Genomic DNA, 25,242 nt, shown 5'->3' with positions numbered 1-25,242 from the left:
CGTCCACCGCGCCGTTGCGGGACTGCCGACTTGATCCGCCGGACAGGCCCTAGCCGTCCTCGCGCTTGGCTCGGCTCGGTTGTACCCGTTTGGGCTCGCCCGGCATCTTCGGGTACTCGGGGGGATACGGCAGGTCCCCGAGACCGTGGTCGTGTTCGTCGCGGCTGGCCAGCTCCAGGAGCGCTTCGAGGGAGAAGGCGTGGTCGTCCATGTCGGCGTGCACATCGCCGAGTTCGGCGAAGCGCTTGGGCATGGTCGCCAGGTCGAAGTCCCGGGGACGCGCTTCGGCCACCTCGTCCCAGCGCAGGGGCGCGGAGACGGGGGCGTGCGGGCGGGGCCGTACCGAATAGGCGGAGGCGATCGTGCGGTCCCGCGCGGTCTGGTTGTAGTCGACGAAGATCTTCTCGCCGCGTTCCTCCTTCCACCAGGCGGTGGTCACCTGGTCGGGCATCCGGCGTTCGAGTTCGCGCCCGGCGGCGATCGCGGCCCGGCGGACCTGGGTGAAGGTCCAGCGCGGCGCGATCGGAACGAAGACGTGCAGCCCTCGGCCGCCGGACGTCTTGGGCCAGCCGCGCAGATCGCCGTACTCGTGCAGGACCTCGCGCAGCTCATGGGCGGCGCGCACGGCGTCGTCGTAGTCCGTGCCGGGCTGTGGGTCGAGGTCGATGCGGAGCTCGTCGGGGTGGTCGACGTCGTCGCGGCGCACCGGCCACGGGTGGAAGGTGAGGGTGCCGTACTGCGCGGCCCACACCACGGCCGCGACCTCGGTGGGGCACATCTCGTCGGCGGTGCGCCCGCTGGGGAAGGTGATGTGCGCGGTCGGGATCCACTCGGGCATGTTCTTGGGCGCCCGCTTCTGGAAGAAGCTCTCGCCCGTGACGCCCTCCGGGTACCTCTCCAGGGTGGTGGGGCGGTCGCGCAGGGCGCGCAGGATGCCCTCGCCGACGGACAGGTAGTACTGGGCGAGGTCCAGCTTCGTGAAGCCGCGCTCCGGAAAGAAGATCCTGCCCGGGCTGGACAGACGTACGGTCCTCCCGGCTGCGTCGAGTTCCACCGCATCGGCCATGCGAGCCACGGTAGGCCCAGCCCGCACGGCTCGCACACCGGGCGAAAGGCATCGTGTCGCCGCAGAATCGAAGCATGGATCTGCCGGTGATGCCGCCCCTGAAGCCGATGCTCGCCAAGTCCGTGGCGAAGATCCCGCCGGACATGCAGTACGAGGCGAAGTGGGACGGGTTCCGCGCGATCGTGTTCCGCGACGGCGACGAGGTCGAGCTCGGCAGTCGTACCGGCAAGACGCTGACCAGGTACTTCCCCGAGCTGGTGGCGGCGTTGCGGGAGCGGCTGCCGGAGCGCTGTGTGATGGACGGCGAGATCGTGATCGCCAGGGAGGGCCGGCTCGACTTCGACGCGCTCACCGAGCGCATCCATCCCGCGGACTCCCGGGTGCGGATGCTGGCGGAGAAGACTCCCGCCTCCTTCGTGGCCTTCGATCTGCTGGCACTGGCCGACGAGTCGCTGCTCGACGTGGCCCTCGGCGACCGGCGGGCCCTGCTGACGATGGCGCTGTCCGGGGTGACGGCCCCGGTTCACGTGGCGCCGGCGACCACGGACCGCGAGGTGGCGCAGCGGTGGTTCGAGCAGTACGAGGGCGCGGGCCTCGACGGGGTCATCGCCAAGCCGCTCAACCTGCGCTACCGGCAGGACGAGCGGGCCATGTTCAAGATCAAGCACGAGCGCACCGCGGACGTCGTCGTCGCGGGGTACCGCCTCCACAAGAGCGGGCCCGTCGTCGGTTCCCTGCTGCTCGGTCTGTACGACGACGGGGGCACCCTCCAGCACGTGGGGGTGAGCGCCGCCTTCCCGATGAAACAGCGGGCACAACTGGTGGAGGAGCTGGAGCCGCTGCGCATGGAGGACGTCGAGCGGCATCCCTGGGCGGCCTGGTCGCAGGAGTCGGCGCACGAGTCCGCGCGGCTGCCGGGCGCGCCCAGCCGGTGGTCGACGAAGAAGGACTTCTCCTGGGTGCCGCTGCGGCCCGAGCGGGTGGTGGAGGTGGCGTACGACCACATGGAGAACGGCGTGCGGTTCCGTCACACGGCCCGCTTCCGCCGCTGGCGCCCGGACCGGACCGCAGAGAGCTGCACGTACAGCCAGTTGGACGAGCCCGTCGGGTACGACCTCGCGGAGATCCTCGGCCCGCAGAACTGACGCGGTCACCCGCACAACCGACCTGCGGCCCGATCGGTCCAACAAGTGGGCTGATCGGCCCAACTCGACACACGCGAACAGAAGTGAGCGGGTATGGCCACCGATGAACCTATGAGCGCACAATCGATGGCACGGGACAGGGTGGCACGTTGAGCATGCGACAGATGGCGCGGACGCGGTGCGGCGCGATGACGGCGGCGCTGCTGACCGTCGCCGCGGCGGGCTCTCTGGTGACGGGCTGTTCCTCGGGCAGCAGCGTCACCGACGACGGACGCGCCCCGGCACCGAGCCACAGCCAAGGGCAGGAGACGGGGCCGACCCAGAGCCCCTCCAGTACCGCCGGTCCCGTACTCGCCGTGAAGATCGACAATGTGAGCGCGGCGCGCCCTCAGACGGGTCTCGACGCGGCGGACGTCGTCTACGCGGAGCAGGTCGAGGGCGGTCTGAGCCGGCTGATGGCCATCTACGCGAGCAAGCTGCCCGAGGCCGTCGGGCCGGTGCGCAGTGCGCGCGAGTCGGACCTGGAGCTGCTGCGCCAGTTCGACCGGCCGACGCTCGCCTTCTCGGGTGCCCAGCACAAGTTGCTGCCGGTCATCGCCAAGGCACCCGTGCATGCGGTGTCGGCCGATCAGGGCTCCAGCGCGTATTACCGCAGCGCCTCCAAGGTCGCCCCTCACAACCTCTTTCTGCACCCGAAGCAGCTCATGCGTTCCGCGCCGGGGGCCGCCGCCCTCACCACCGGGTTCCACTTCGGTGCCGCCCCGGCGGGCGGCAGCCCGGAGACCTCGCGCACGGTGCGCTTCCCCGCGGCCCGCTTCACCTTCGCCTGGTCGGCGAGCAAGCACCGCTGGCTGGTCTCGATGGACGGGACACCGACGGTGACGACGGACGGGAAGCGGGTGGCGCCCGCGACCGTGGTCGTGCAGTACGTGAAGGTGCGCAACTCCAAGTACCACGACGTCCTCGGCAACAACACGCCGTACACGGAGACGGTGGGTTCGGGGACGGCGAAGGTGCTGCGCGACGGCAAGGTCTTCGACGTCGACTGGAAGCGCCCGACCGCCGGCGACGGCACCGACTTCACGACCACCGACGGCGCGCCGATGAACTTCGCGAAGGGGCAGGTGTGGGTGGTCTTCGCCAAGGCATGACGACGAAGCCATGACGACGAAGCCGTGAACGCGGCGGGCGACGGGACTCGTCGGGCTCGTCGGGCGGCGGGGGCTACCCGATGACCACCACCCGCGCCCACGCGGGCGGTGCGTCCGGTGCGTAGTCGGGATCGTCCTCGTTCCCCGACCCGGCTGCCGGCTCCCGGGGGAACAGACCCACCACCGTCCGGCACGGTGGCCGGTCCGGCCACGGCGTCTGCCCGTCCGTCAGGACCACGACGACGTCCGGTCGGGGCTGCGCCCTGAGCGCCTTGGCGAAGCCCGTGCGCAGGTCCGTACCCCCGCCGCCCAGCAGCGGTATTCCCTCGGCACGGCACAGCGGGTGCGCGATCGGGGCCGCCGCGTCGCAGGGCACCACGGTGACCAGGTCGCGGCGGCCGCCCACGGCGCGGGAGATGGCGGTGACCTCGAGGAGCGCGCTGCCCAGTTCGGCGTCACTCACCGACCCGGAGGTGTCGATGACCACGCAGACCCGCGGCGGCCTGCGTCGCAGGCTCGGCAGCACGGCGCCGGGCACCCCGGCCGAGCGCCGCGACGGTCGGCCGTACGTGTAGTCCTCGCCCACGCCGGAGCTGGAGGCCGCCGAGCGGACCGCCGCGCCCAGCAACTCGCGCCAGGGCTGCGGCGGATGGAACGCTTCGTCCGCCCACCGCCGCCACCCGTTCGGGGTGTCTCCCGGACGGGCGGTGATGCCCTGCGCCACCCGGAACCGCACCGCGTCCCGTTCCTGCGGGCTGAGGCCGTGCGCGCCGTCCGGGCCGAGGTCCCACTCCCGTTCGAGTCCGTCGGCGCCGCTTCCGCAGTCCAGCCAGGCCAGGCTCTGGGTGAGCGCCCCGAGGCGGAACTGGCTCAGGTAGTCCTCCATGAGCTGTCCCTCGGGCAGCTTCAAGAACCGTGGCGTGACGGCGCCTTCGGGCCGGAGCAGTCCGTCGCCGAACGCGTCGTCGTTGATCTCGCAGTCCGCGGCGATGTTCATCCGCAGCCGTTCCCCCGGGCCGGTCAGTCCACGCTCCCGCGCGACCCTGTCCCCGCGCCCGTGGTGGTCGCGCAGGAGGTGCGACACCTCGTGCACCCACACCCCGGCCAGTTCCTCCACCGGGGTCCGGTCCACGAACGCCGGCGAGGCGTAGCAGCGCCAGTGCCGGTCGACGGCCATCGTCGGCACGCGCCGCGACTCCACGGTGTGCAGGGCGAACAGCGCCGTGGCCAGGTAGGGCCGGACCCGGGCGGCGTGCAGCCGGGCGGCGAAGAGCTTGTCGAGGTCCAGTGTCCCCGGTGCGGGCGCGGTCATCGTCCGGCCTTCGCGGCGGCGGCGGTCCGGACCGCCGCCCGGTCCGCCCGTCGGGACAGGGACACCGCGCCGGCAAGCCGCTCGATCGCTGCCGGAACGTCCCAGTCATCCTGGCGCAGCGAGGCGAGTGTGGTCGCCGGGACGACCACGAGGTCCGGGGCTCCGGTCTCCAGCGCCCGCACCAGGAGCGCCCATGCCGCGTCCCAACGGGACTTCTCCGGACGCCCGCGGACCGCGGCCACCACACCGTCGAGCACGGCTTGGCGGAGGTCCCCCCGCTCGGGCAGGTCGGCACCCGCCGGGTCGGCGAGCAGCGTCTCGGGGTCCGGGAGGTCCATCCGGTCCAGGCTTGCCAGCAGTTCCAGCCCAGGACCGTCCCCCACCGTGCCCCTGACCAGCAGGGAAAGCACCTCCCGGGAGGAGCCGGCCGCGGTGGCGAAGGCGACGAGGCCCAGGGTCATCTCCCAGCTTCGGGGCGACGGCCAGGGACCGCCCCGGCGCGTTTCGTTGCTGGGCAGCCGGTGCACGAGCCCGGGGCGGGCGGAGAGGAGCCCGCACACCGCGCGGCGGGCGAAGTCCACGGCCTCCGGCAACCGCTCCGGGTCGAGCCGGGGCAGTGTTGCCCGCGGCCATGTCCCCCCGAGGCCGCGCACCACGACCTCGTGGTCGTGGGTCCACTGAAGATGCACGAACCGGTTGGCCAGCGGCGGGCTCAGCTCCCAGCCGTCGGCAGCCGAGGACCGAGGATTGGCGGCAGCCACGATCCGGACCTCGGGCGGCAGTTGAAGGGCGCCGATCCGCCGCTCCAGGACGAGGCGGAGCAGGGCGGCCTGGACGGCCGGTGGCGCGGTGGACAGCTCGTCCAGGAACAGCAGCCCGCGGCCCGCCCGTACCAGTCGCACCGCCCAGTCCGGCGGGGCCATCGGGACACCCTGCTGCGCGGGGTCGTCGCCGACGATGGGCAGTCCCGAGAAGTCGGACGGCTCGTGCACGCTGGCGATCACGGTGGTCAACGGAAGGTCCAGGGCCGCGGCGAGCTGGGTCAGGGCCGCGGTCTTGCCGATCCCCGGCTCACCCCACAGGAGCACGGGCAGGTCGGCGGCCACGGCCAGCGTCAGTGCCTCCAACTGGACGTCGGGGCGCGGTTCGGTGCCGGCGTCACGCAGCAGCGCCAGCAACGCGCCGGCAACGTCGATCTGGGAGGCGGGGGCCTGGTCGGCGGGAGTGTCGGTCGCGACGAACGGTGTACATGTGGGCATATTTCATCACCTTTGGGTCGTGGTGGAACGAGTGGGTGGGTGTTTGGTGGGTGCTCGATGGGCGCTTGGGCGGGGTGCTCGGTGGGGGTGCTCGGTGGGGGTGCTTGGTGGGGGTGCTTGGTGGCCAGGTGGGCGCAGGGGGGCGGAAGCCCCCCGGGTCAGCGAGCGGCCGTGTGGCGCGGGTGCGCTCGGTGCCAACGGGGGCGGTCGAGGCCTGGGAGCAGGCGGCCGGATCCGGGGCCGGGGCCGGTCATGCCCGCTCTGAACAGGCCGTACGTGATCCGCCGCAGCGCGGCCGCCTCGAGCTCGTCCCGTAGCGGGCCGCTGCGCAGCACCGCGTCCGGACCCAGCAGGCCCTCGACGACGTCCATCGCACCGGCGGTGTCGCCATGGATCAGGCGTTCGCGGACCCCGGTGAGGCAGTCCGGACGACGGTGCGCCTCGTCGATGGCCCGCAGGCAGGGAAGCGGGGTACCGGTCAGCGCGACCAGCAGTTCCTCCCGGCGGATCTCGGCCGGGTCATGGTCCAGCGGCGCCAGCACCCCGTCGACCAGGCCGATACGGTGCTGGGCTCCCCGGCAGTCCACGAGGCGTGGCTGCCCGGCCCGGCCCGGGGTCCGGGAGGGACCGGCCGGGCCATGCTCCAGCGTCCGGGAGGAAGCGGTCGGCGAGTGATCCGGTACCAGTGCCGAGGCGACCAGCGGATGCAGCCGATCGACCTCGATCGAACCGGTGCGGATCAGTTCCAGGTCGGGCAGCAGCCAGGTGGCCGCGTCGGGCAGGACGGGCAGCGCGGAGACGCTGCCGTCCGTGGGCGCCGTCGCGATCCGCATACCCGGCGGCCCGACGCCGTCCCTGTCCGCGACCACGTCCAGGACCAGCCGGTCCCGGGCCCCGAGCCGCACGGCGACGGTACCGGTCGTCCGCCCCTGGGCCTGGAGCAGAATCCCCGCCTCGGCCGCCCAGCGATCCACGGCACACCCGCGCCCCCGCGGCACGAATCCCGGCGGATCCAGGTTCTCGGGGTGGCCGTCGGCGGGCACCAGGTCGGCCCCTGACCGCACGCGCAGCTCATCGGTCCTGCGCGCGTCCCACAGATGGCGGTGCAGGTCGAGGCGGAAGCGGCGGCTGGGACGGGGGTGCGGATGTCGACGGACACCGGCCTCGAAGTGGGATCGGTCGTGAGATCCGTCGCGAGGTCCGACGTGCGGTGCGGCCCACAGGGCGAGGCTGATCCGCTGACCGCCGTCCGCCCAGGCCGGTGGAGTCCGCACGACGAGGTGCACCGGGCCTACGCCGTCTCGCCCTTGGGTGTCGTACCGGGCCAGGGCGATGGTCAGACCCGGGCGCAGCAGCCCGTGCGGAGCGATCCTCGGCATGTGCCAGCGCAGCAGGTCGGGAGCCAGATGGCGGAGGTCGGCCCGGACCCGAGCGGCGAGGTCGTGGCCGTAAGTACGCGCCACGGAACGCAGGTTGAGATCGACGTCGATGCCTGCGGCGGCGCACGCCCCCGCCCAGTCCCCGGCGCGGCGGCGGGCGGTCGCAGTCTCGATCATGGCGGGCGGCACGGCGAACTCTCGCACGGGCAGCCAGAAGGAAAGGCGGGAATCCCCATTCGCGGTCTGAGTGAGCATCAGCACTCACCTTGCGCGGACGGGACCCCCATTCTGCCGACAGAGTGAGTCATCATCGCGGGGAGCCTAGCGCTCCTGACCGTGATCTGTCAGATGTTTTCGCCTGGGGTCGCCCGGTGAAGGACCGCCTGGCGTTGCGCGGTGAGGGGTTCCGTCGGGTTGCGCAGCCCCTCCGCGGCGTCCGAGACACGCTGGATGAGGTCGAAGAAGACGGTCTGCTCCTCGGCGGAGAGCGGGGCCAGGAAGACCTGGTTCATACGCGCCGTGCGCACGGTCAGCTTGCGGTGCGTACGCGTCCCCTCGTCGGTGAGGCGCAGCAGGAAGCGGCGGCCGTCCTGCGGATCGCGCACCTTGTCGAGCAGGCCCCGGCGACTGAGCCGGCTGATGACCTCGGCGATGGTCGACCGGTCCAGGCCCACTCGCTCCCCCACCGTGCGCTGATCCAGTCCCGGCTCCGCGACCAGCGCGTTCAGGACCGCGAACTGCGGTGAGGTGATCTCCTCGGAGACCATCGTGTTCCACAGCAGATAGTGGGCCTGCTGGAGTCGCCGGGCGAGGTGCCCGGGGTGGGTGGTGAGGTCCACCGCGGCCATGTGCGCTCCCCCTGGGTGAGTCCGTCATTTCGTTGGTGCACTGAACGATACCGCGCATCACCGGGATGCGTACCAGCGCGTTAAGGACCGTACACTCACCGATTTCATGGAAGTCTTGACGACACGGGCCACTGGTGGCAGCGTGAGTGAAACCTCGCAGAAATAATCAGTGCCCTGAGTAATTGAGGGCCTGGACGCTTGGAAGAGATGGGGCTTCACGGATGGACAAGGTGGTCGCCACAGCCCTGGAGGCGGTGGCCGATGTGCCGGACGGCGCGACCCTGGCGGTCGGCGGTTTCGGGCTGAGCGGTGTGCCGAACGTGCTGATCGAGGCGCTGTACGAGCGCGGAGTCGGCGGTCTGGGCGTGGTGTCCAACAACTGCGGGGCGATGGAGTCCGGGCTCGCGGTGCTGCTGTCCGCCGGGCGGATCGCGCGGGTGACCGGCTCCTACATCGGGGCGAACAAGGAGTTCGCGCGGCAGTATCTGGCGGGCGAGCTGGAGGTGGAGATGATCCCGCAGGGCACGCTCGCGGAGCGGTTGCGTGCGGGTGGTGCGGGGATCCCCGCCTTCTACACCCCGGCCGGGGTCGGCACCCAGGTCGCGGACGGCGGCCTGCCCTGGCGCTACGACGGCTCCGGCGGGGTGGCCCTCGCGTCGCCGCCGAAGGAGGTGCGCGAGTTCGACGGCACCGAGTACGTGCTGGAGCGCGGCATCCGCACCGACTTCGCGCTGGTCCGGGCCGCGAAGGGCGACCGGCACGGCAACCTCGTCTTCAGCAGGTCCACCCGGAACTTCAACCCCCTCGCGGCGATGGCGGGCAGGGTGACGATCGCCGAGGTGGAGGAGCTGGTCGAGCCCGGCGGGATCGACCCGGACGCGGTGCATCTGCCGGGGATCTTCGTGCAGCGGGTGGTGGCCCTCACCCCCGAACAGGCCGCCGCGAAGATGATCGAGAAGCGGACGGTGAGCGGCTGATGGCGTGGACACGCGAGGAGATGGCGGCCCGTGCGGCACGCGAACTCCAGGACGGGCAGTACGTCAATCTCGGCATCGGGCTGCCGACGCTGATCCCCAACTACCTCCCGGCCGGCGTCGAGGTGATCCTGGAGTCGGAGAACGGGATCCTCGGCACCGGCCCCTACCCCACCGAGGACCAGGTCGACCCGGACCTCATCAACGCCGGCAAGGAGACCGTGACGGTCCTGCCGGGCGCCTCCTTCTTCGACTCGGCGCTGTCGTTCTCGATGATCCGGGGCGGGCACATCGACGTGGCCGTGCTCGGCGCGATGCAGGTGTCCGCGGGTGGTGACCTGGCGAACTGGGCCATCCCGGGGAAGATGATCACCGGGATCGGTGGCGCGATGGACCTGGTCCACGGTGCCCGCGCCGTCATCGTCGTCATGACCCACACCGCCAAGGACGGCAGCGCGAAGATCCTTCGGGAGTGCGCGCTGCCGCTCACCGGCAAGGCGTGCGTCAACCGGATCATCACCGACCTCGGCGTCCTCGACGTCACCGACGAGGGGCTGGTGCTCATCGAGACCGCGCCCGGCGTCACGGTCGGAGAGATCGTGGCCAAGACCGCCGCGAAGGTCCGTGTCGCAGCCGAACTCACCGAGGAGACCCAGCCGTGAAGGACGTCTACATCGTCGATGCGGTCCGCACCCCCATCGGCAAGTACAACGGAGGCCTCGCGTCCGTCCGCCCGGACGACCTCGCCGCCCACGCCATCCGGGAACTCCTGGCCCGCACCCCGGATCTGGACCCCGCCCGGATCGAGGACGTCTACCTCGGCAACGCCAACGGCGCCGGTGAGGAGAACCGCAACGTCGCCCGCATGGCCGCCCTGCTCGCCGGCCTGCCCACCTCGGTGCCCGGGGTGAGCGTCAACCGGCTGTGCGCCTCCGGACTCGAAGCCGTCATCCAGGCCGCCCGCGCGATCGCCGTCGGCGACGCCCACATCGCCCTGGCCGGCGGCGTGGAGTCCATGACCCGTGCCCCCTACGTCCTGCCCAAGAACGACCGGCCCTTCCCCGCCGGACACACCGAGCTGTACTCCACCACCCTCGGCTGGCGCATGGTCAACCCGAAGATGGACCCCCAGTGGACCATCCCGCTCGGCGAGTCCGCCGAACTCATCGCCGACAAGCACAAGATCAGCCGCGAGCAGCAGGACGAATACGCCATCGGCAGCCACCGCAAGGCGGCGAAGGCCCAGCAGGAGGGCCTGTTCGACCGCGAGATCGCCCCCGTGCCGATCCCGCAGCGCAAGGGCGACCCGGTCGTCCTCGCCGCCGACGAATCCGTCCGCCCCGACGCCTCCCCCACCGCCATGGCCAGGCTCAAGCCGTCCTTCCGCACCACCGACGGCACGGTCACCGCGGGCAACGCCTCGCCCCTCAACGACGGCGCCGCCGCCCTCCTCCTGACCGACGAGGAAGGGCTGAAGGCCACCGGCCGTGAACCTCTCGCCCGCATCCGAGCCACCGGCGTCTCCGCGACCGACCCCCAGTACTTCGGACTCGCCCCCGTCGAAGCCGTCACCCGCGCCCTGGCCAAAGCCGGCAAGACCTTCGCGGAACTGTCCGTCCTCGAACTGAACGAGGCCTTCGCCGCCCAGGTCCTCGGCTGCCTCGCCGAATGGCCCGAGTTCGACCCCGCGATCCTCAACCCCCAGGGCGGCGCGATCGCCCTCGGCCACCCCCTCGGCGCCTCCGGCGCCCGCCTCGCCGGCACCGTCGCCCACCAACTCGCCCGTCAGGGCTCCGGCACCGGCATCGCCACCCTCTGCATCGGCGTCGGCCAGGGCCTCGCCCTCGTCCTCGAACGATAGGAAGTCGACCATGGCCCTCACCCAGTCGGACATCGACGTCGAGATCAACGATCTCCAGGGCGCGTACGACAAGGCGGTCGCCGGCGGAGCGCCGGTTCGCAACCACCCGTCGCGCGACTACCCCCCGTACCGCAGCTCCCTGCTGCGCCACCCCAAGCAGCCGCTGGTCGCCGTCGACGGCGGTGACCCGGAGACGGTCGAGCTGTCGGGTCCGGTGTTCGGCGTCACCGACATCACCGAGCACGACAGCGACCTGACCATCCAGCACCGGGGCGAGCCGCTCGGCGAACGCATGACCGTCTCGGGCCGGCTGCTCGACCGCGACGGGCGTCCCGTGCGCGGTCAGCTCATCGAGATCTGGCAGGCCAACGCAGCCGGTCGTTACGCCCATCTGCGCGAGCAGCACCCGGCGCCGCTGGACCCCAACTTCACCGGTGTCGGGCGGACCCTGACGGATGATCAGGGCCGGTACAGGTTCACCACGATCAAGCCGGGCCCCTACCCGTGGGGCAACCACACGAACGCGTGGCGGCCCGCGCACATCCACTTCTCGGTCTTCGGTACGGCGTTCACCCAGCGGCTGATCACCCAGATGTACTTCCCGAGCGACCCGCTGTTCCGCTACGACCCGATCCTGCAGTCCGTGACGGACCAGGCGGCGCGCGACCGTCTGATCGCCACCTACCAGCACGATCTCTCCCGGCCCGAGTTCTCCATGGGCTACGAGTGGGACATCGTCCTCGACGGTCCCTCCGCCACCTGGATCGAGGAAGGCCGTTGAGCATGACCGAGCGGTTGCTCCCCACCCCGTCCCACACCATCGGCCCCTTCTACGGGCACGCGCTGCCCTTTCCTGACGGCGGTCAGGTCGCGCCGCAGGGCCACCCCGAGGCGATCACCCTGCACGGGTACGTGCTCGACGGCGCGGGCGAGGTGATCCCGGACGCCCTCCTGGACTTCTGGCAGGCGGCGCCCGACGGCTCCCTCAAGGGTGCCCCCGGTTCCCTGCGCCGCGACCCGTCGACGGGCGGCTTCCTCGGCCGCAACGGCGTCGACTTCACGGGCTTCGGCCGGGTCGCCACGGACGCCGACGGTCGGTACGCGCTGCACACCCTGCCGCCGGGCAACGCCGGGCTTCCGTACATCAGCGTGTGTGTGTTCGCGCGCGGTCTGGTGCACCACCTCTTCACCCGCGCGTACCTCGCCGACGGCACCGACCCGCTGCTCGACTCGCTCCCTGCCGACCGGCGCGCCACGCTGATCGCGGCCGAGGGCGCGAACCGGACGTACCGTTTCGACATCCGCCTTCAGGGCGAAGGCGAAACGGTCTTCCTGGAGTTCCAGTGACAGCTGCCGGCCCGGTCCGGTCCGAGTCCGATGCCGATGCCGGGCTGCTCGCCCCCGGGTGGGCGGGCTCCCCGGCGGCGTCCGCGACCTCGGACGGCGCTTTTCTGGGGGCGCTCCTCGACGCCGAGGCGGCCCTGACCCGCGCTCAGGCGGGACTCGGGCTCGCGCCGGACGCGGCGGCGTCGGCGGTGTCCGCCGTGGCCGCGGCGGACCTCGACGTCAGGTCGATCGCGCTGCGCGCCCGAGGTGGCGGCAATCCGGTGATTCCGCTGGTCGCGGATCTGACGGCGGCGGTCGGCAAGGAGTACGGGCCCTACGTCCACCGGGGCGCGACCAGCCAGGACATCCTGGACACGGCGCTGATGCTGATCGCCCGTCGCACGCTGGACCTGGTCCTGGCGGATCTGGAACGGACGGCGCGGGCCCTGGCCCGACTCGCCGCGGCGCACCGGGACACGGTGATGCCGGGGCGGACCCTCACACAGCACGCCGTACCGACGACCTTCGGGCTGAAGGCCGCGGGGTGGCGGTCGCTCGTGCTGGACGCGCGGGACCGGCTCGCGGGTCTCCGGCTCCCGGCCCAACTGGGCGGCGCCGCCGGGACGTTGGCCGCCTTCGCGGCCTTCGGCGCCGAGGATCCGGGCGCGCTCGTGGCGGCGTACGCCGGTGAACTCGACCTCGCGGAACCGGCGTTGCCCTGGCACACCCTGCGGACACCGATCGCCGACCTGGCCGGCGGCCTGGCCTTCACGGCCGGGGCCCTCGGCAAGATGGCGGCCGATGTGCTCACCCTCTCCCGCACGGAGATCGCCGAGGTCGCGGAGGGGAGCGGTGGCGGGTCGTCCGCGATGCCGCACAAGGCAAACCCGGTGGCGGCCACCGTGATCGCCGCCTCCGCGCGGCGCGCGCCGGGGCTCGCCGCCACGCTCTACGGGTCGATGGTCGCCGAGGACGAGCGGCCGGCCGGTGCCTGGCACGCCGAGTGGGAGCCGTTGCGCGAGCTGCTGAGGCTGGTCGCAGGCACCGCCCGGAACGCCGCCGAACTGGTCGAGGGGCTCCGGGTGAACGCGGACGCCATGCGCGATCACCTCGCCCTCACCCATGGGTTGATCGTCTCCGAGCGCCTGGCCGTCGAACTCGCTCCGGTGCTCGGGCGGGCCCGCGCCAAGGAGCTGCTGACCCGGGCCGCCGAGCGGGCCGTCGCCCAGAGACGGCCCCTCGTGGACGTACTCGGCGAGGAGCCGGAGCTCAAGGGGCTCGACCTCGTGGAACTCACCGACCCCACCCGCTACACGGGCTCCGCGGGAGCCCTCACCGACCGTGCTCTGGAGCGAACGTGACCCGCACCCTGCTCAACCACCGCGCCGAGGGCCCCGAGACCGCATCGCCCCTGCTCCTCGGGCCCTCGCTCGGCACCTCCCACGCCCTGTGGGACAAGGTCGCGCCCGAGCTGTCCGCCACCCACCGGGTGGTTCGCTGGGATCTGCCGGGACACGGAGGGTCGGCGCCGGACCTGATCGGGCCGGGAGCCACCGTCGATGACCTCGCCGCCCTGGTCCTCGGCCTCGCCGACTCGCTCGGCATCGAACGCTTCGCCTACGCGGGCGTCTCGCTCGGCGGCGCGGTCGGTCTACACCTCGCCGTCCACCACCCGGAGCGTGTGTCGTCCCTCGCCGTCATCTGCTCCTCGGCGCACTTCAACGGCTCCAAGCCGTGGGAGGAGCGTGCGGAGCTGGTACGCCGGGAGGGGCTGGCCGCGCTCGCCGAGAACGCGAACTCCCGTTGGTTCACGCCCGGTTTCACCGTGCCGCGGTTGATCGAGGACCACCGGAAGGCGGACCCGGAGGCGTACGCCGCCTGCTGTGACGCGCTGGCCGCCTTCGACCTGCGCGACCGGCTCCCCGAGATCTCCTTGCCCACCCTGCTGATCGCGGGCCGCCAGGACCCGGCGACGCCGCCCGCCCATCTGCGGGAGATCGCCGACGCGGTGGCGAGCGCCACGCTCGTCGAGCTCCCGGGAGCCTCGCACTTGGCGCCCGCGCAGTGTCCGGCGGCGGTCCTGACGGCGTTGCGGGCCCACTTCGACGGGGGCGCCCAGCGGGGCATGGAGGTGCGGCGTGAGGTGCTGGGTGACGCCCATGTGAACCGGGCACAGGCCCGGCAGACCCCCTTCACCGCCCGCTTCCAGGACTTCATCTCGCGCTACGCCTGGGGCGAGATCTGGACCGACCCGACGCTCTCGCGCCGCGAACGCAGCATGATCACCCTGACCGCGCTGGTCGCCCACGGTCACTACGACGAGCTGGCCATGCACGTCCGGGCGGCGCGCCGCAACGGGCTGACCCCGGAGGAGATCGGCGCCGTACTGCTGCAGACGGCCGTGTACTGCGGTGTCCCGGCGGCGAACTCGGCGTTCGCGACGGCTCAGCGGGTGCTCGCCGAGGAAGAGGGCGACGACGGCGCCACAGGGTGACCCTGCCGTCCGCTCCGGACACCTCGTCCTCGCGCACGGCCTGGCGGCTACCTCAGCCCTCTCCCTGTGGCCAGGACCTCCTCCGCCCTCGCCACCAGCCCGTCCGCCCCGCACGAGCGCGCCAGCGTCAGGCCCTTGCCGAGCTCCGAGACCGAGCGCGCCGCGATGCCGTACTCGACGCGGGCCGCCGCGTGTTCGTACTGGCAGGGCGAGGCCTCCAGGTAGGTGACGGCCTGGGCGGCCAGGCGTACCGCACGCTGGCCCGATTCGAGGGCCGCCGCGCAGCGCAGTGCCTCACCGATCGCGGTGTCCGTGCCGAAGCGCTCGGCCTGGCGGCGGGCGTCGCTGGCCAGTGCGGCGGCGCGGGCCGGGTCGTCCGAGGCGAGCGCGCGGGCGAGGTCGAGCGCCCAGGGCGCCATCACCGTGTTGTGGTGGCCGCGCGCCGCGGCGGCCTTCTCGGCGGCCTCGAGTTCGTTGATGCCGTCCTTGACGCGGCCGACGGCGAGCAACAGCCGTCCGCGTACGGAACGGGTGTCGGGCAGCACGATGGTGGACGGGTACGGCGGTGCGAAGCCGTACTGCTCGGCGATCGCCCAGGCCTCCTGGACGTCGCCGCGGGCGAGCAGTGTGTCGACGAGGCCGCAGGTGGCGGACCAGTACAGGGGCAGCCCGCGTCCGACCCGCTCGGCGATGCGCAGCGACTCGCGCAGGGTGGTCTCGGCGTCCCTGAGCCGGCCCCGCCTGCGGTGGGCGAGACCGAGGAAGGCGTGTGCCAGGGCGAGGTGGCCGCCGCTCCATCCGGCGCTCGTGTAGGAGCGCAGCGCCTCGGAGAAGAGGCTCTCGGCCCGGTCGAGCCGGTCCGCGTAGGCGTACGAACTGCCCAGCATCATGAGGAGTTCGATGCCCCACTCGGTGTCGGTCCAGCCGAGTCCGGGCGCGAGGCGGCCGTTGACGAGAGCGTGGTCGCAGAGTTCCACGACCTCCTCCGCGCTCTCGCCGCGGGTCATCGCGTCGAAGCCGCGCAGTATCAGCAGGGCGCGCTCGGAGTTGTCGCGTCCGGTGCAGGTCTTGACGAGTTCGGCGAGGCTTCGGGAGCGTCCCGGAAGGTGGTCCTCGCCCGCGTGGATGCCCTCCCACATGTAGTGGACGGCCTGAAGCCGCATCCGGGCGGGGCCCGCGTCGAGCCGGGCGGCCTCCGCGTCGACCGTGCGGACGGCCTCGTCCAGCTGGTCGTTGTGGACCAGGGCCTGGGAGAGGCGGAAGACGGCGTCCACCCGCAGATCGCCGTCGAGGCCGGACTGGTCGAGCGCGGTGCGCAGATGGCTGATCGTGGTGGCGGGAGCGGTCAGGAGGGTGGCGCAGCCCAGTTCGTAGAGCACGCGCGCCTGGACCTCCGGAAGCGGGGGTTCCGCCAGGGCGCGCTCCAGGCAGCGCCTGGCCGCGTCGGGCGCGCCGACGGCGAGGTGTTCGCGGGCGGCCTCGCGCATCTGCTCGACGAGTTCGGGGTCGTCGTCCGGGTGCACTTCGAGGAGGTGGCGGGAGGCGGCAGCGGCTCCGCGGCCCGATTCGGTGACCGCCCAGGCGGCCTGGCCGTGCATCGCGGTGCGCAGCGCGTCGGGGATCGAGCGGTAGACGGCGCTGGCGATGAGGGGGTGTACGAACTCCAGGTCACCGTCGGTCAGTTCGCGGCTCGCGGGTTCGGTCGGGGTGAGGATGCGGGCCGCGCCGAGCAGTTCGGCGCAGCGCGCGGCCTCGTCGCGCTGCATCCCGGCGAGCTGGGCGGCGAGGTCGAGGGAGATCCCGGTGCCGAGGATCGCGGCCGCCCAGGCGAAGCGGGTGGCGTCGATGCCGAGTCCTTCGAGGCGGGCGACGAGTCCGCGACCGCGTGCCGAGCGGTTCAGGGCGCGCAGTTCGGCGGCCGAGGCCTCGACCGGTTCCAGCTCGCTGTCCTGCACCTTGGCGAGCAGTTCGACGGTCTCGTACGGGTTGCCGCCGGTGACCGCCCACACCTCGCGGCAGAACGGGGCGTCCGCGTGCTCCCCGAGCGTGGCGCGGGTCAGTCCGGCGGTGGCGTCGGGAGTCAGCGCGCTGAGCGTGAGGACCGGTCGGGCCGCGGCGGCGACGGCCTCCAGCTGGCGGGCCCGCTCACCGCTGACGTCACCCGGCCTGCGGGCGACCACGACGAGGACGGGCAGGTCGTCGAGGCGCTCGGCGAACGCGACCAGCCACTGCAGGGTCTCCTGGTCGGCCCAGTGCGCGTCGTCGAGGATCAGGACGAGGGGCCACTCGCGCTTGGCCAGCCGCCGCGCCGCCGCGACCAGTCCGTCGCACACGCCCTGCGGGTCGGCCTGGCGGTCGCCCGGTTCGGCGATGCCGAGCGCGGGTCCGGCGATGTCGTACCAGTCGCCCAGGTATTCGCGGGCCTCTTCGGGCATCAGCGAGACGATGGCGGGCTGGAGGAGTTGCCGTATGACGTTGAAGGGAACGGAGGTGACGGTCTCGCCGCCGCGGGCCGACCACACCGTGCAGCCGTGGGCCTCCGCGATCCGGCGCGCCTCGGCGAGCAGCGCGGTCTTGCCGATGCCCGCCTCGCCACTGAACACCAGCAGACTGCCGGAGGACGAGGCGTCCGCACGCAGGGCCTTGACGGCCTCCGCCACGTCGGCGATCTCCGCCTCGCGCTCCCACAGGGAGGACGAGGCGGCCGGTCCCGGCCGTGCCTCCGTCATGCCGCTACCTCCCCAGGTCGCCCGTACGACGTACAGACATCGAGCCTAGCCGTCCGGAAGCCGATGTGGATGCGGGTCGGCGCACCTGTTGCCGAGACGGGTGACGGGAGGTGTCCGCAGGCGACGCGATGGCGCGCCGACCAGCCGTGGTGAAGGTTGTCGACAGTCAAAAGACCTGAAAATGGCGCTAATTTTCCAAGGAACAGCGAGGAGGAGGGACCCATGAGCGGTGCCCGCGTGCACGACTCCGTCCCGCGCACCGCCCGTCCCCCGCGGCGCGGGGCCCTGCTGGCGGGCTCGGTCGGCAACTTCGTCGAGTGGTACGAGTTCGGGGTCTACGGCTACTTCGCGACCGTCATCGCGGCCCGGTTCTTCACCCCGGAGGGCGGCAGCGAGACCGAGGGGCTGGTGAGGACGTACGCGTCCTTCGCGCTGGCGTTCTTCTTCCGGCCGGTGGGCGCGGCGCTGTTCGGACGGCTCGGCGACCGGATCGGGCGCCGCCCGGTACTGATCCTGGTGATCGCGCTGATGACGGGCGCCACGACGCTCATCGGCGTGCTGCCGACCTACGCCACGGTCGGTGCCCTCGCGCCGTGGCTGCTGACCTTCCTCCGGGCGGTCCAAGGGCTGTCCGCGGGCGGGGAGTTCGGGGGCGCGGTCTCGGTCATGACGGAGTTCGCGCCGCCGGGCAGGCGGGGGCTGTACGGGTCGTGGCAGTCGTTCACGGTGGCTCTGGGGCTGCTCGGTGGTGCGGGTGTGGCGGCACTGCTGGCGACGGTGCTGACCGAGGGGCAGTTGAGCGACTGGGGCTGGCGGGTGCCGTTCCTGCTGACGCTGCCGCTGGGGCTGGCCGCGCTGGGGCTGCGGCTACGGCTGGAGGAGACGCCCGCCTTCCGGCACGAGGGAAGACGGGAGCGCCCGCCCGGGCGCGAGGTCGCGCGGACCGTCGTCCTCGGAGCGGGACGTGTGATGGGCTGGTCGGCGGCCGGATACACCTTCCTGGTCGTACTCCCCTCGTACCTCCAGAACACCCTCCACACCGGCTTCCGGCAGGCGCTGCTCGCCACGGTCCTCGCCAACCTGGGCTTCGCGGCCACGATCGTCCCGGCGGGTCTGCTCAGCGACCGGATCGGGCGGCGCCCCGTGCTGCTCACCGGCGCCGGCCTGGTCGTGGTCCTGTCCGTCCCGCTGCTCAACCTCCTTCAAAACACGGGGACTTCGAACGCCGTGAAGGGTCTCGCCTTGTGCGGGGCGGGTGCCGTCGTCGGGTTAATGGCCGGACCGGGGCCCGCCATGCTCTCCGAGATGTTCCCCACGAGCGTCCGCCACACCGGCCTGGGACTCGCCTACGCCCTGTCCAATGCCGTGTTCTCGGGCTGCGCGGGCCTCATCATCACCGAGACGATGAAGCGGACCGGAAGCGTGGACATTCCCGCGTACTACGCGGCGGCGACGTGCGCCGTCAGTGCGCTCGCCCTGGCCACGCTCCCCGACAACCGAGGGAGTTGAGCACGTGCGCGTGATCGGCCTGATGTCCGGGACGTCGTACGACGCGATCGACGCGGCGGCGGCCGAACTGACCCTCGAAGGTGAGGACCTCACTCTGCGGCCGCTCGGGATGGTCGGTGAGGCGTACGACGACGCACTGCTCGAGGCGCTCGCGGCGGCGCTGCCCCCGGCGGCCACCACGCTGGCCGAGGTGTGCCGCCTGGACACCCTGATCGGGCAGGCGTTCGCCGCGGCGGCGGTCCGGGCCGACCGTGAACTGTGCGGCGGCGGAGCCGAGTTGGTCGCCTCGCACGGGCAGACCGTCTACCACTGGGTCGAGGACGGGCGGGCGCACGGGACGCTCCAGCTCGGTCAGCCGGCCTGGATCGCCGAGGCGACCGGACTGCCGGTGGTCGCCGACTTCCGCCCCAGGGACATCGCCGCCGGCGGCCAGGGCGCGCCCCTGGTGAGCCTGGTCGACCTGCTGTGGCTGCGCGGCAGGGCGGGGACTCCGGTGGCGCTGAACCTCGGCGGCATCGCCAACCTCACCGCGCCGGACGGCACCGCCTTCGACTCCGGGCCCGGGTGCGCCCTCGTCGACGTGGCCGTGCGGGGGTTGACCGGGGGACGGCTGCACTACGACGTGGACGGCGCCCTCGCCGCCCGCGGCACCGTGCACGAACCGTTGCTGGACCGGCTGCTCGCGGAGCCGTACTACGCGCTGCCCGCGCCCAAGACCACCGGCAAGGAGCTCTTCCACCTCGGCCATCTGCGCGACGCGCTGACCGGGTTCGGCACGCTCACCGCCGAGGACGTCATCGCGACCCTCACCCGGCTCACCGCCCGTACGGTCGCCGACGCGGTCCGCTCGGTGGGTGCCACGGAGGTGATCGCGTCCGGCGGCGGCACCCGCAATCCGGCGCTGATGGCGATGCTGGGCGCGGAGTTGCCGGGAGTGCCCGTACGCACGTCCGACGCTCTGGGCCTGCCCGCGGCCGCCAAGGAGGCGTACGCCTTCGCCGTGCTGGGTTTCCTGACCCTGCACGGGCTCACGGGCACCGATCCGGTGAGCACGGGGGCCCGGCATCCGAGTGTGCTCGGCTCGATCACGCCGGGGCGGAGCGGGCTGCGGCTGCCGCCGAGGGCGGGAGCGGCGCCGGTGCGACTGGTCCTGGCATGACATCCGCTGGTCGTGGCGTGACACCCGCTGGTCCTGGCATGACGCCCGCTGGTCGTGACGAGGCACCCGGCGGCGCTTCCGAGGCGCTCTCGAAACGAATCTTCCGGATCCCTCTCATCCGCCTTTCACCCACGGCTCATACGGTGGGTCCATGACGCAGGTGACTCCTCCCGGTTGGTATCCCGACCCGGGGCAGACAAGTGACAGTCCCGCCACCGAACGCTGGTGGGACGGCAAGACATGGACGGACCAGACCCGCCCCGTCGGGTCCGCCGCCGCATGGGGTCCCCCGACGCACCCGCCGGCCGGCGGACCGTATCCGGCGCTCGCGCCGGGCGCCCCGCGGCGCGGACTGCGTACCGGCATAGCCGTCGCCGCCGCGATCGCGGTCCTCGTGGGCATCGGGGGCGGGGTGTACGCCCTGACCAAGAGCGACGGCAACGGCGGGAACAGCGCCACTTCCCAGAGCCCCGGCGGACAGAACGGCGGCCAGGGCGGATTCGGCGGCCAGGGCGGCGGCAACGGGGGCCTCGAGGGCGGACCGGGCGGCGGCTCCGGGGGATCGGGCGGTTCCGGGGGCCAGACTCCGGCACCGGGCGAGTCCGGGCAGCCGCAGCTCGAGGACGGCTACGCCACCGATCTGATCAGTGGCATCAGCGTGCCGGTGCCCGACAACTGGACCGGCGGGAGCACCACGAAGGGTGCCGTGCTGTCGACCAAGGACACCTACAAGTGCCCCGGCGACACCTCGCAGGAGTGCCAGCGGGGCGGCGCCTACTCGGCAACCGCCGCGGCGCAGGGCTTGAAGTCCACCACGGCGGAGGCGGCGGCCAAGGAGGACATCTCCAAGAACGCCACCGAGTCGTACGGCAAGGGCTACGGCACGATCACCTCGCACACGGAGCTCGCCTCCAAGGCGGTCACCGTGGCCGGCGAGAAGGGCTACCTCGTCCGTTGGAAGGTCGTCACCAGCAAGGGTGACGACGGTTACGTCGAGTCGCTCGTCTTCCCGTCCCCCGCCGACTCCAAGTCACTGATCGTCGTCCGCTTCGGCATCGACGTCAGCTCTCAGGCGCCCAAGGAGTCCGTGATCGACACGATCACCAAGGGCATCAAGGTGGCGTCGGGAGTGAGCGGGAACGGGCAGAACGTCTAGTCCGTACATCCGTCCCCGGACATGGATCGGCCGGGTGGGGTGCCCCTCCGCTCAAGAGGAACCCCACCCGGCCGGGGGTGCGCGCCGCCCCCGTCCCCACGGTGCGGCGCGTGCAGGCCGACGTCCGGTCATCCCGCGGACGGCGACCTGAGTCTCAGGTCAGGCCGAGGGCCGGAATCACGACGGCCTCGACGAATTGTGTGAGATACGCCGCATCGGCGTTCCGCCCTTCCAGCACGGGACGAACCCGCACCACACCGAAGAGCTGCGCCGGGATGAACTCCAGCGCCGGGTGGTCCGCGGCGACCTCGCCCCGGGCGACCCCGCGGGCGAGGATCTCCTTGACCGCGCCGATCTCGGGCTCGACGAGAGCGTCGCGCAACGCCTCCTGCAGTTCCTTGTCCTGGAACACGGCGTGGCCCAGCGCCTGGTGCAGCTGGCTGTCGCGGCCCGACCAGTTCCCCGCGGCCTGCGCCATCGCGCGCAGGTCCCCGGCGAGCGTGCCGGTGTCGATGCCCGAGAAGCGCGGACAGCTGTTGGCGCGCAGGGCGGCGGCCACGAACTGCGGCTTCGTCTTCCACTGGCGATAGAGCGTGGACTTGCTGCACCGGGTGCTCGCGGCCACGCCCTCCATGGTGAGCGAGTCATAGCCGCACTCGCGGATCTGCTCGAGCACGGCGTCGTAGAACTCCTGCTCACGCTCGGGCGTGATCTTGGAGCGGCGCGAGGCGACGACCGTCTCCGGTCCGTCCGCGGCCTGCGACGTCATGGCTCATCTCCTCGCTCGTGTGGGTGGCTCGCCTGGTGTTCCGCTTCACACAGTGTATATCGATACGCCACTGTACCGGTACGCGTCCGTATCGGTACAGTGGCGTATCGGTACACCTTCGTATCGGTACACTTCCGTATCGATGAGCCTTGGACAGGACCCACTCCGCTGTCGAGTGAATCTCGAGTGATCGAGTGGATTCTGTCCTGGGCTCACCGCGCACCACCCCAAGCAACACCGTCAGCAAAGGGGCCGGGGGATGGAATCCCGAACCGAGCCTGCGGAAGCAGAACCAGAGCCGGCCGCGGCGATACGGCGGTCGTCGCCGCAGAGCACCGCGGCACGGCCGCCTCTCGTACGTGAGCTCCTGCTCGTCGTAGGGCTCTTCGTCGTCTACAAGGTCGGCAGGCAGCTGGCCGACGGCCACACCGCCGAGGCCTTCCGCAACGCGAACCGCGTGTGGGACTGGGAGCGGACGCTCCACCTGCCGGGCGAAGGTTCCATACAGGGCGCGCTGCTGCACAGCGACACCCTGGTGCACCTCGCGAACACCTACTACGCGACCGTGCACTTCCCGGCCACCGTGGCCTTCCTGGTCTGGATGTACCTGCGGCGCCCGGTCCACTACGTGTGGGCCCGCCGGGTCCTGGCCGCGGTCACCGCCGCCGCCCTGGCGCTGCACCTCACCTTCCCGCTCGCCCCGCCCCGGCTGCTGGCCGCCGCGGGCCTGGTGGACACCGGACAGGTGTACGGGCCCACCGTCTACGGGGCGCACCCGGCGACCGACGAGATGGCGAACCAGTTCGCGGCGATGCCCTCGCTGCACTTCGGCTGGGCCCTGATGGTGGCGATCGGCCTGATCGCCGCGACCCGCTCCCGCCTGCGCTGGCTGTGGCTGCTGCATCCGCTGCTCACCCTGCTGGTGATCGTCGGTACGGCGAACCACTACTGGCTCGACGCGATCGTGGCGACCGCGCTGCTCGGCATCGCGCTGGCCGTGATCCGTCAGCCGCGCGGGACCGGGGCGACCGAGGCGCACGGCCTTGTCGCCGCCGACGAGGCATATGACGAAGCCGACGGAGCAGCCGGGAATTCCGGCGGGGCCGGCGGTGCTGGCGAAAAGGAATCCGTACCGGAGCTCGTGGGGGCAAGACGATGAACGCCACACTCGCCGCCGTGGTCCTCTCGCTCTTCTCGGCCGTGGCGTACGCCGCCGCGGCCGTGGCCCAGGAGCGGCTGGCCTCCCGGACGACCGACTCGGGCATGCTGCGGCTGCTGGGCAGCGGGGCCTGGTGGTGGACCGTCGTACTGAACGCCTCCGCCGCGCTACTGCACGTCGCCGCGCTGAAGTACGGCACGCTCACGCTCGTACAGCCGCTCGGCGCGCTCACGCTGGTGGCCGCGGTGCCGCTCGGCGCACGGGTCGCCGGACGGCGGGTCAGCTTGGTCGAGTGGCGCGGTACCGCGCTCACCCTGATCGGACTGTCCGCGCTGCTGGTCACGGCGTCCGGGCCCGCGCCCGACGACGTTCTGAGCGTGCCGCAGGCGCTGGGCGTGGCCGCCGCGACGGCAGCACTGATCGGCATGCTGTCGCGGCCCGGCACCCGGCCGGGGCTGCGGCACGCGACCGCCTCCGGGTTCGCCTCGGGTGTCGCCTCCGCTCTCACGCAGACGGTGACCGTGGCCGTGACGGACCGCTCCGGCCCGCTGCTCAGCGCCCAGGTGATCGTGGTGGCCCTGCTCGTCGCCGCCTTCGCCGCGGGCGGACTGCTCCTGTCGCAGACCGCCTACCGGGGTGGTCTCGGCGCCCCGCTCGCCGTCGTGACGCTCGCCAACCCGGTCGCCGCCGCGGCGATAGGCCTCTTCCTGCTCGGGGAGCAGTTGCAGGGCGGCCCGGCCGGTCTGCTGCTGGCGGCCATGGGCGCGGGCGTGGCGGCGTGGGGTGTGGTGACGCTGTCCCGCTCGGTGCCGGAGCCGGCGCTGCCCGAACCTCTGGTGGGCGCCGGGGACGAGCACCCCGTCGCCGCGGTGCTGGCGCTGGAGCCCGGATCGGCGGCGTACGAACCCTCGTTGCTGCCGAAGCAGCCCGGCTCGGGTCAGCTGACGCCCCTCTAGGGCTCCCGCAGGGCTCTTGGAGGAGCACGCACAATAAAAGAGCACACGCACGACAAGAAGGGTGGCCGCGGAGAGTTCCGCGGCCACCCTTCTTGTCGTGCGCCGGTTCAGCCCAGCCCGCGGGCGTCCTGCTTGAGCGCCGTGTCGACGGTGAGCGCCGTCGCGACGACGAGGCTCAGCAGGGGCTCGGGAAGCTGGTAGTGAATCTGGAGGACGTAGTTGTCCGCCGTGGTGAACATCGTCTTGGCGAGGCCTTCCCAGGTCTTGGTGATCCGGGCGACCTCGTTGTCCGTGTGGTCGACGATGGCGAAGTTCCAGGCGCGCCAGTTCTCCGCCTTGATCGCGCCGACCTGCTGGCCGTTGACGTTGATCGCGAAGTTGATCTTCCCGATCATGTTCTGCTGCACGATCTCGCCGACGGGCTGCCCGTCCGGACGCTCCACGACCACCCGCGACTTGATGAACTTCGCGGGACGCGTGAGCCTCAGCACCGGCTGCCCATAGGCGTCACGGATCTCCAGCTTGTGCGTCATGTACTGGTCGAGGCTGGAGACGAAGCGGAGCGCCTTCTTCAGACCGCTCTGACCGACCTCGACGACCGCACCGAGCTGGTTGCCCTGCTGGTCCATGACCTTGTACTCGTTGGTCAGCTCGATCAGCTTGGCCTTCTGGTTCACCACCAGGACCGGCTCGGTGAACAGGGTGCCACCGCCGGCACCACCGCCCGCGACACCCGCCTGCTGCTGCACCTGCTTCTGCACCTGCTGCTGCACGCGAGGGTCGGGACCGGCCGCCGGCTGTCCGTACGGCTGCTGGGCCTGCTGCGGAACCGTCTGCCCCGCCGGGGCCGCCTGGTCCGCGTTGGTGTGCTCGGTCCACTGCGAGCCGTCCCAGTAACGCAACGTCTGGGGCGCCCCGTGCGGATCCGGGTACCAACCTGCAGGAGTGTTCGAATGCGTGGTCACCGGGGCACACTACCGTGAGTTGGCC

Annotated in this window: 22 protein-coding genes; 14 read left to right on the top strand and 8 right to left on the bottom strand. The window is 72.0% G+C overall.

What is annotated here, in order from left to right; all coding sequences use genetic code 11:
• Positions 1–49 precede the first annotated feature (49 nt).
• On the bottom strand, positions 50–1,066 hold the full coding sequence (gene ligD, locus KVT44_RS37355; protein ID WP_099919540.1) for a non-homologous end-joining DNA ligase: 1,017 nt from the start codon (positions 1,064–1,066) through the stop codon (positions 50–52).
• Positions 1,067–1,140: 74 nt separating this feature from the next.
• Here ligD and KVT44_RS37350 point away from each other — a divergent pair, with 74 nt between their 5' ends.
• Positions 1,141–2,211, top strand: coding sequence for an ATP-dependent DNA ligase (locus tag KVT44_RS37350; RefSeq protein WP_217571949.1), 1,071 nt, complete (start codon positions 1,141–1,143; stop codon positions 2,209–2,211).
• A 155-nt stretch (positions 2,212–2,366) separates the two neighbouring features.
• Positions 2,367–3,362, top strand: a complete 996-nt coding sequence (locus KVT44_RS37345) for a DUF3048 domain-containing protein (RefSeq protein ID WP_254650448.1) — start codon at positions 2,367–2,369, stop codon at positions 3,360–3,362.
• Between the two features lie 73 nt (positions 3,363–3,435).
• Here the strand turns inward: KVT44_RS37345 and KVT44_RS37340 are convergent, their stop codons facing one another.
• From KVT44_RS37340 to KVT44_RS37325, 4 genes are all read right to left on the bottom strand, one after another.
• Positions 3,436–4,674, bottom strand: a complete 1,239-nt coding sequence (locus KVT44_RS37340) for a VWA-like domain-containing protein (protein WP_217571947.1) — start codon at positions 4,672–4,674, stop codon at positions 3,436–3,438.
• Positions 4,671–5,933, bottom strand: coding sequence for an AAA family ATPase (locus KVT44_RS37335; protein ID WP_217571945.1), 1,263 nt, complete (start codon positions 5,931–5,933; stop codon positions 4,671–4,673). The genes KVT44_RS37340 and KVT44_RS37335 overlap by 4 nt, the downstream gene beginning before the upstream one ends.
• A gap of 158 nt (positions 5,934–6,091) precedes the next feature.
• Positions 6,092–7,567: a hypothetical protein gene (locus KVT44_RS37330; protein ID WP_217571943.1), complete on the bottom strand. Its 1,476-nt coding sequence runs from the start codon at positions 7,565–7,567 to the stop codon at positions 6,092–6,094.
• Positions 7,568–7,656: 89 nt separating this feature from the next.
• Positions 7,657–8,160 carry a MarR family winged helix-turn-helix transcriptional regulator gene (locus tag KVT44_RS37325; protein WP_217571941.1) on the bottom strand — a complete coding sequence of 168 codons (504 nt, stop codon included), beginning with the start codon at positions 8,158–8,160 and terminating at the stop codon, positions 7,657–7,659.
• A gap of 221 nt (positions 8,161–8,381) precedes the next feature.
• On the opposite strand from KVT44_RS37325, the gene KVT44_RS37320 reads away from it, so the two are divergent.
• Genes KVT44_RS37320 through pcaD form a run of 7 tightly spaced genes read left to right on the top strand, consistent with a single transcriptional unit; the run spans position 8,382 to position 14,815 of the window.
• Positions 8,382–9,137 (top strand): CoA transferase subunit A, encoded by a 756-nt coding sequence (locus KVT44_RS37320; protein ID WP_097287254.1) that lies wholly within the window; start codon positions 8,382–8,384, stop codon positions 9,135–9,137.
• Positions 9,137–9,796, top strand: a complete 660-nt coding sequence (locus tag KVT44_RS37315; protein ID WP_217571939.1) for a CoA transferase subunit B — start codon at positions 9,137–9,139, stop codon at positions 9,794–9,796. Before KVT44_RS37320 ends, KVT44_RS37315 begins: the two co-directional genes overlap by 1 nt.
• Positions 9,793–10,995, top strand: coding sequence for a thiolase family protein (locus tag KVT44_RS37310; protein WP_217571937.1), 1,203 nt, complete (start codon positions 9,793–9,795; stop codon positions 10,993–10,995). The genes KVT44_RS37315 and KVT44_RS37310 overlap by 4 nt, the downstream gene beginning before the upstream one ends.
• A 10-nt stretch (positions 10,996–11,005) precedes the next feature.
• The gene (gene pcaH / locus KVT44_RS37305) at positions 11,006–11,776 is read left to right on the top strand and encodes a protocatechuate 3,4-dioxygenase subunit beta (protein WP_099919549.1); all 771 of its coding nucleotides are present in this window, start codon (positions 11,006–11,008) and stop codon (positions 11,774–11,776) included.
• Between the two features lie 2 nt (positions 11,777–11,778).
• Entirely contained in the window at positions 11,779–12,342 is a 564-nt protein-coding gene (gene pcaG / locus KVT44_RS37300) for a protocatechuate 3,4-dioxygenase subunit alpha (RefSeq protein WP_217571935.1), read from the top strand.
• Positions 12,339–13,682, top strand: a complete 1,344-nt coding sequence (pcaB, locus tag KVT44_RS37295) for a 3-carboxy-cis,cis-muconate cycloisomerase (RefSeq protein WP_217571933.1) — start codon at positions 12,339–12,341, stop codon at positions 13,680–13,682. The genes pcaG and pcaB overlap by 4 nt, the downstream gene beginning before the upstream one ends.
• Entirely contained in the window at positions 13,679–14,815 is a 1,137-nt protein-coding gene (gene pcaD, locus KVT44_RS37290) for a 3-oxoadipate enol-lactonase (protein WP_217571931.1), read from the top strand. The genes pcaB and pcaD overlap by 4 nt, the downstream gene beginning before the upstream one ends.
• Positions 14,816–14,862: 47 nt before the next feature.
• On the opposite strand, the gene KVT44_RS37285 is transcribed toward pcaD, so the two are convergent.
• Positions 14,863–17,544 (bottom strand): AAA family ATPase, encoded by a 2,682-nt coding sequence (locus KVT44_RS37285; protein WP_217571929.1) that lies wholly within the window; start codon positions 17,542–17,544, stop codon positions 14,863–14,865.
• Between the two features lie 222 nt (positions 17,545–17,766).
• Between KVT44_RS37285 and KVT44_RS37280 the strand changes: the two genes are divergently transcribed.
• From KVT44_RS37280 to KVT44_RS37270, 3 genes are all read left to right on the top strand, one after another.
• Positions 17,767–19,053, top strand: coding sequence for an MFS transporter (locus KVT44_RS37280; protein ID WP_217571927.1), 1,287 nt, complete (start codon positions 17,767–17,769; stop codon positions 19,051–19,053).
• Between the two features lie 4 nt (positions 19,054–19,057).
• A complete protein-coding gene (locus KVT44_RS37275; protein WP_217571925.1) occupies positions 19,058–20,212 on the top strand; it encodes an anhydro-N-acetylmuramic acid kinase in 1,155 nt (384 codons plus the stop codon).
• A gap of 151 nt (positions 20,213–20,363) precedes the next feature.
• Positions 20,364–21,368, top strand: a complete 1,005-nt coding sequence (locus KVT44_RS37270; protein ID WP_217571922.1) for a DUF2510 domain-containing protein — start codon at positions 20,364–20,366, stop codon at positions 21,366–21,368.
• A gap of 154 nt (positions 21,369–21,522) precedes the next feature.
• On the opposite strand, the gene KVT44_RS37265 is transcribed toward KVT44_RS37270, so the two are convergent.
• Positions 21,523–22,137 (bottom strand): TetR/AcrR family transcriptional regulator, encoded by a 615-nt coding sequence (locus tag KVT44_RS37265; RefSeq protein WP_054236092.1) that lies wholly within the window; start codon positions 22,135–22,137, stop codon positions 21,523–21,525.
• Between the two features lie 259 nt (positions 22,138–22,396).
• On the opposite strand from KVT44_RS37265, the gene KVT44_RS37260 reads away from it, so the two are divergent.
• Both KVT44_RS37260 and KVT44_RS37255 read left to right on the top strand, forming a co-directional pair.
• Positions 22,397–23,296, top strand: a complete 900-nt coding sequence (locus KVT44_RS37260) for a phosphatase PAP2 family protein (protein WP_217571920.1) — start codon at positions 22,397–22,399, stop codon at positions 23,294–23,296.
• Positions 23,293–24,252 carry a DMT family transporter gene (locus KVT44_RS37255; protein WP_217571918.1) on the top strand — a complete coding sequence of 320 codons (960 nt, stop codon included), beginning with the start codon at positions 23,293–23,295 and terminating at the stop codon, positions 24,250–24,252. Before KVT44_RS37260 ends, KVT44_RS37255 begins: the two co-directional genes overlap by 4 nt.
• A gap of 107 nt (positions 24,253–24,359) precedes the next feature.
• Here KVT44_RS37255 and KVT44_RS37250 read toward each other — a convergent pair whose 3' ends face one another.
• Positions 24,360–25,217: a phospholipid scramblase-related protein gene (locus tag KVT44_RS37250; protein ID WP_217571916.1), complete on the bottom strand. Its 858-nt coding sequence runs from the start codon at positions 25,215–25,217 to the stop codon at positions 24,360–24,362.
• Positions 25,218–25,242: the final 25 nt, after the last annotated feature.

Origin of the sequence: Streptomyces sp. GbtcB7, assembly GCF_019091445.1 — a bacterium.
In the GTDB taxonomy this organism is placed as follows: Bacteria; Actinomycetota; Actinomycetes; order Streptomycetales; family Streptomycetaceae; genus Streptomyces; species Streptomyces mirabilis.
The sequence above is the reverse complement of the archived record's forward strand: the minus strand, read 5'-3'. Positions and strand labels throughout refer to the sequence as shown.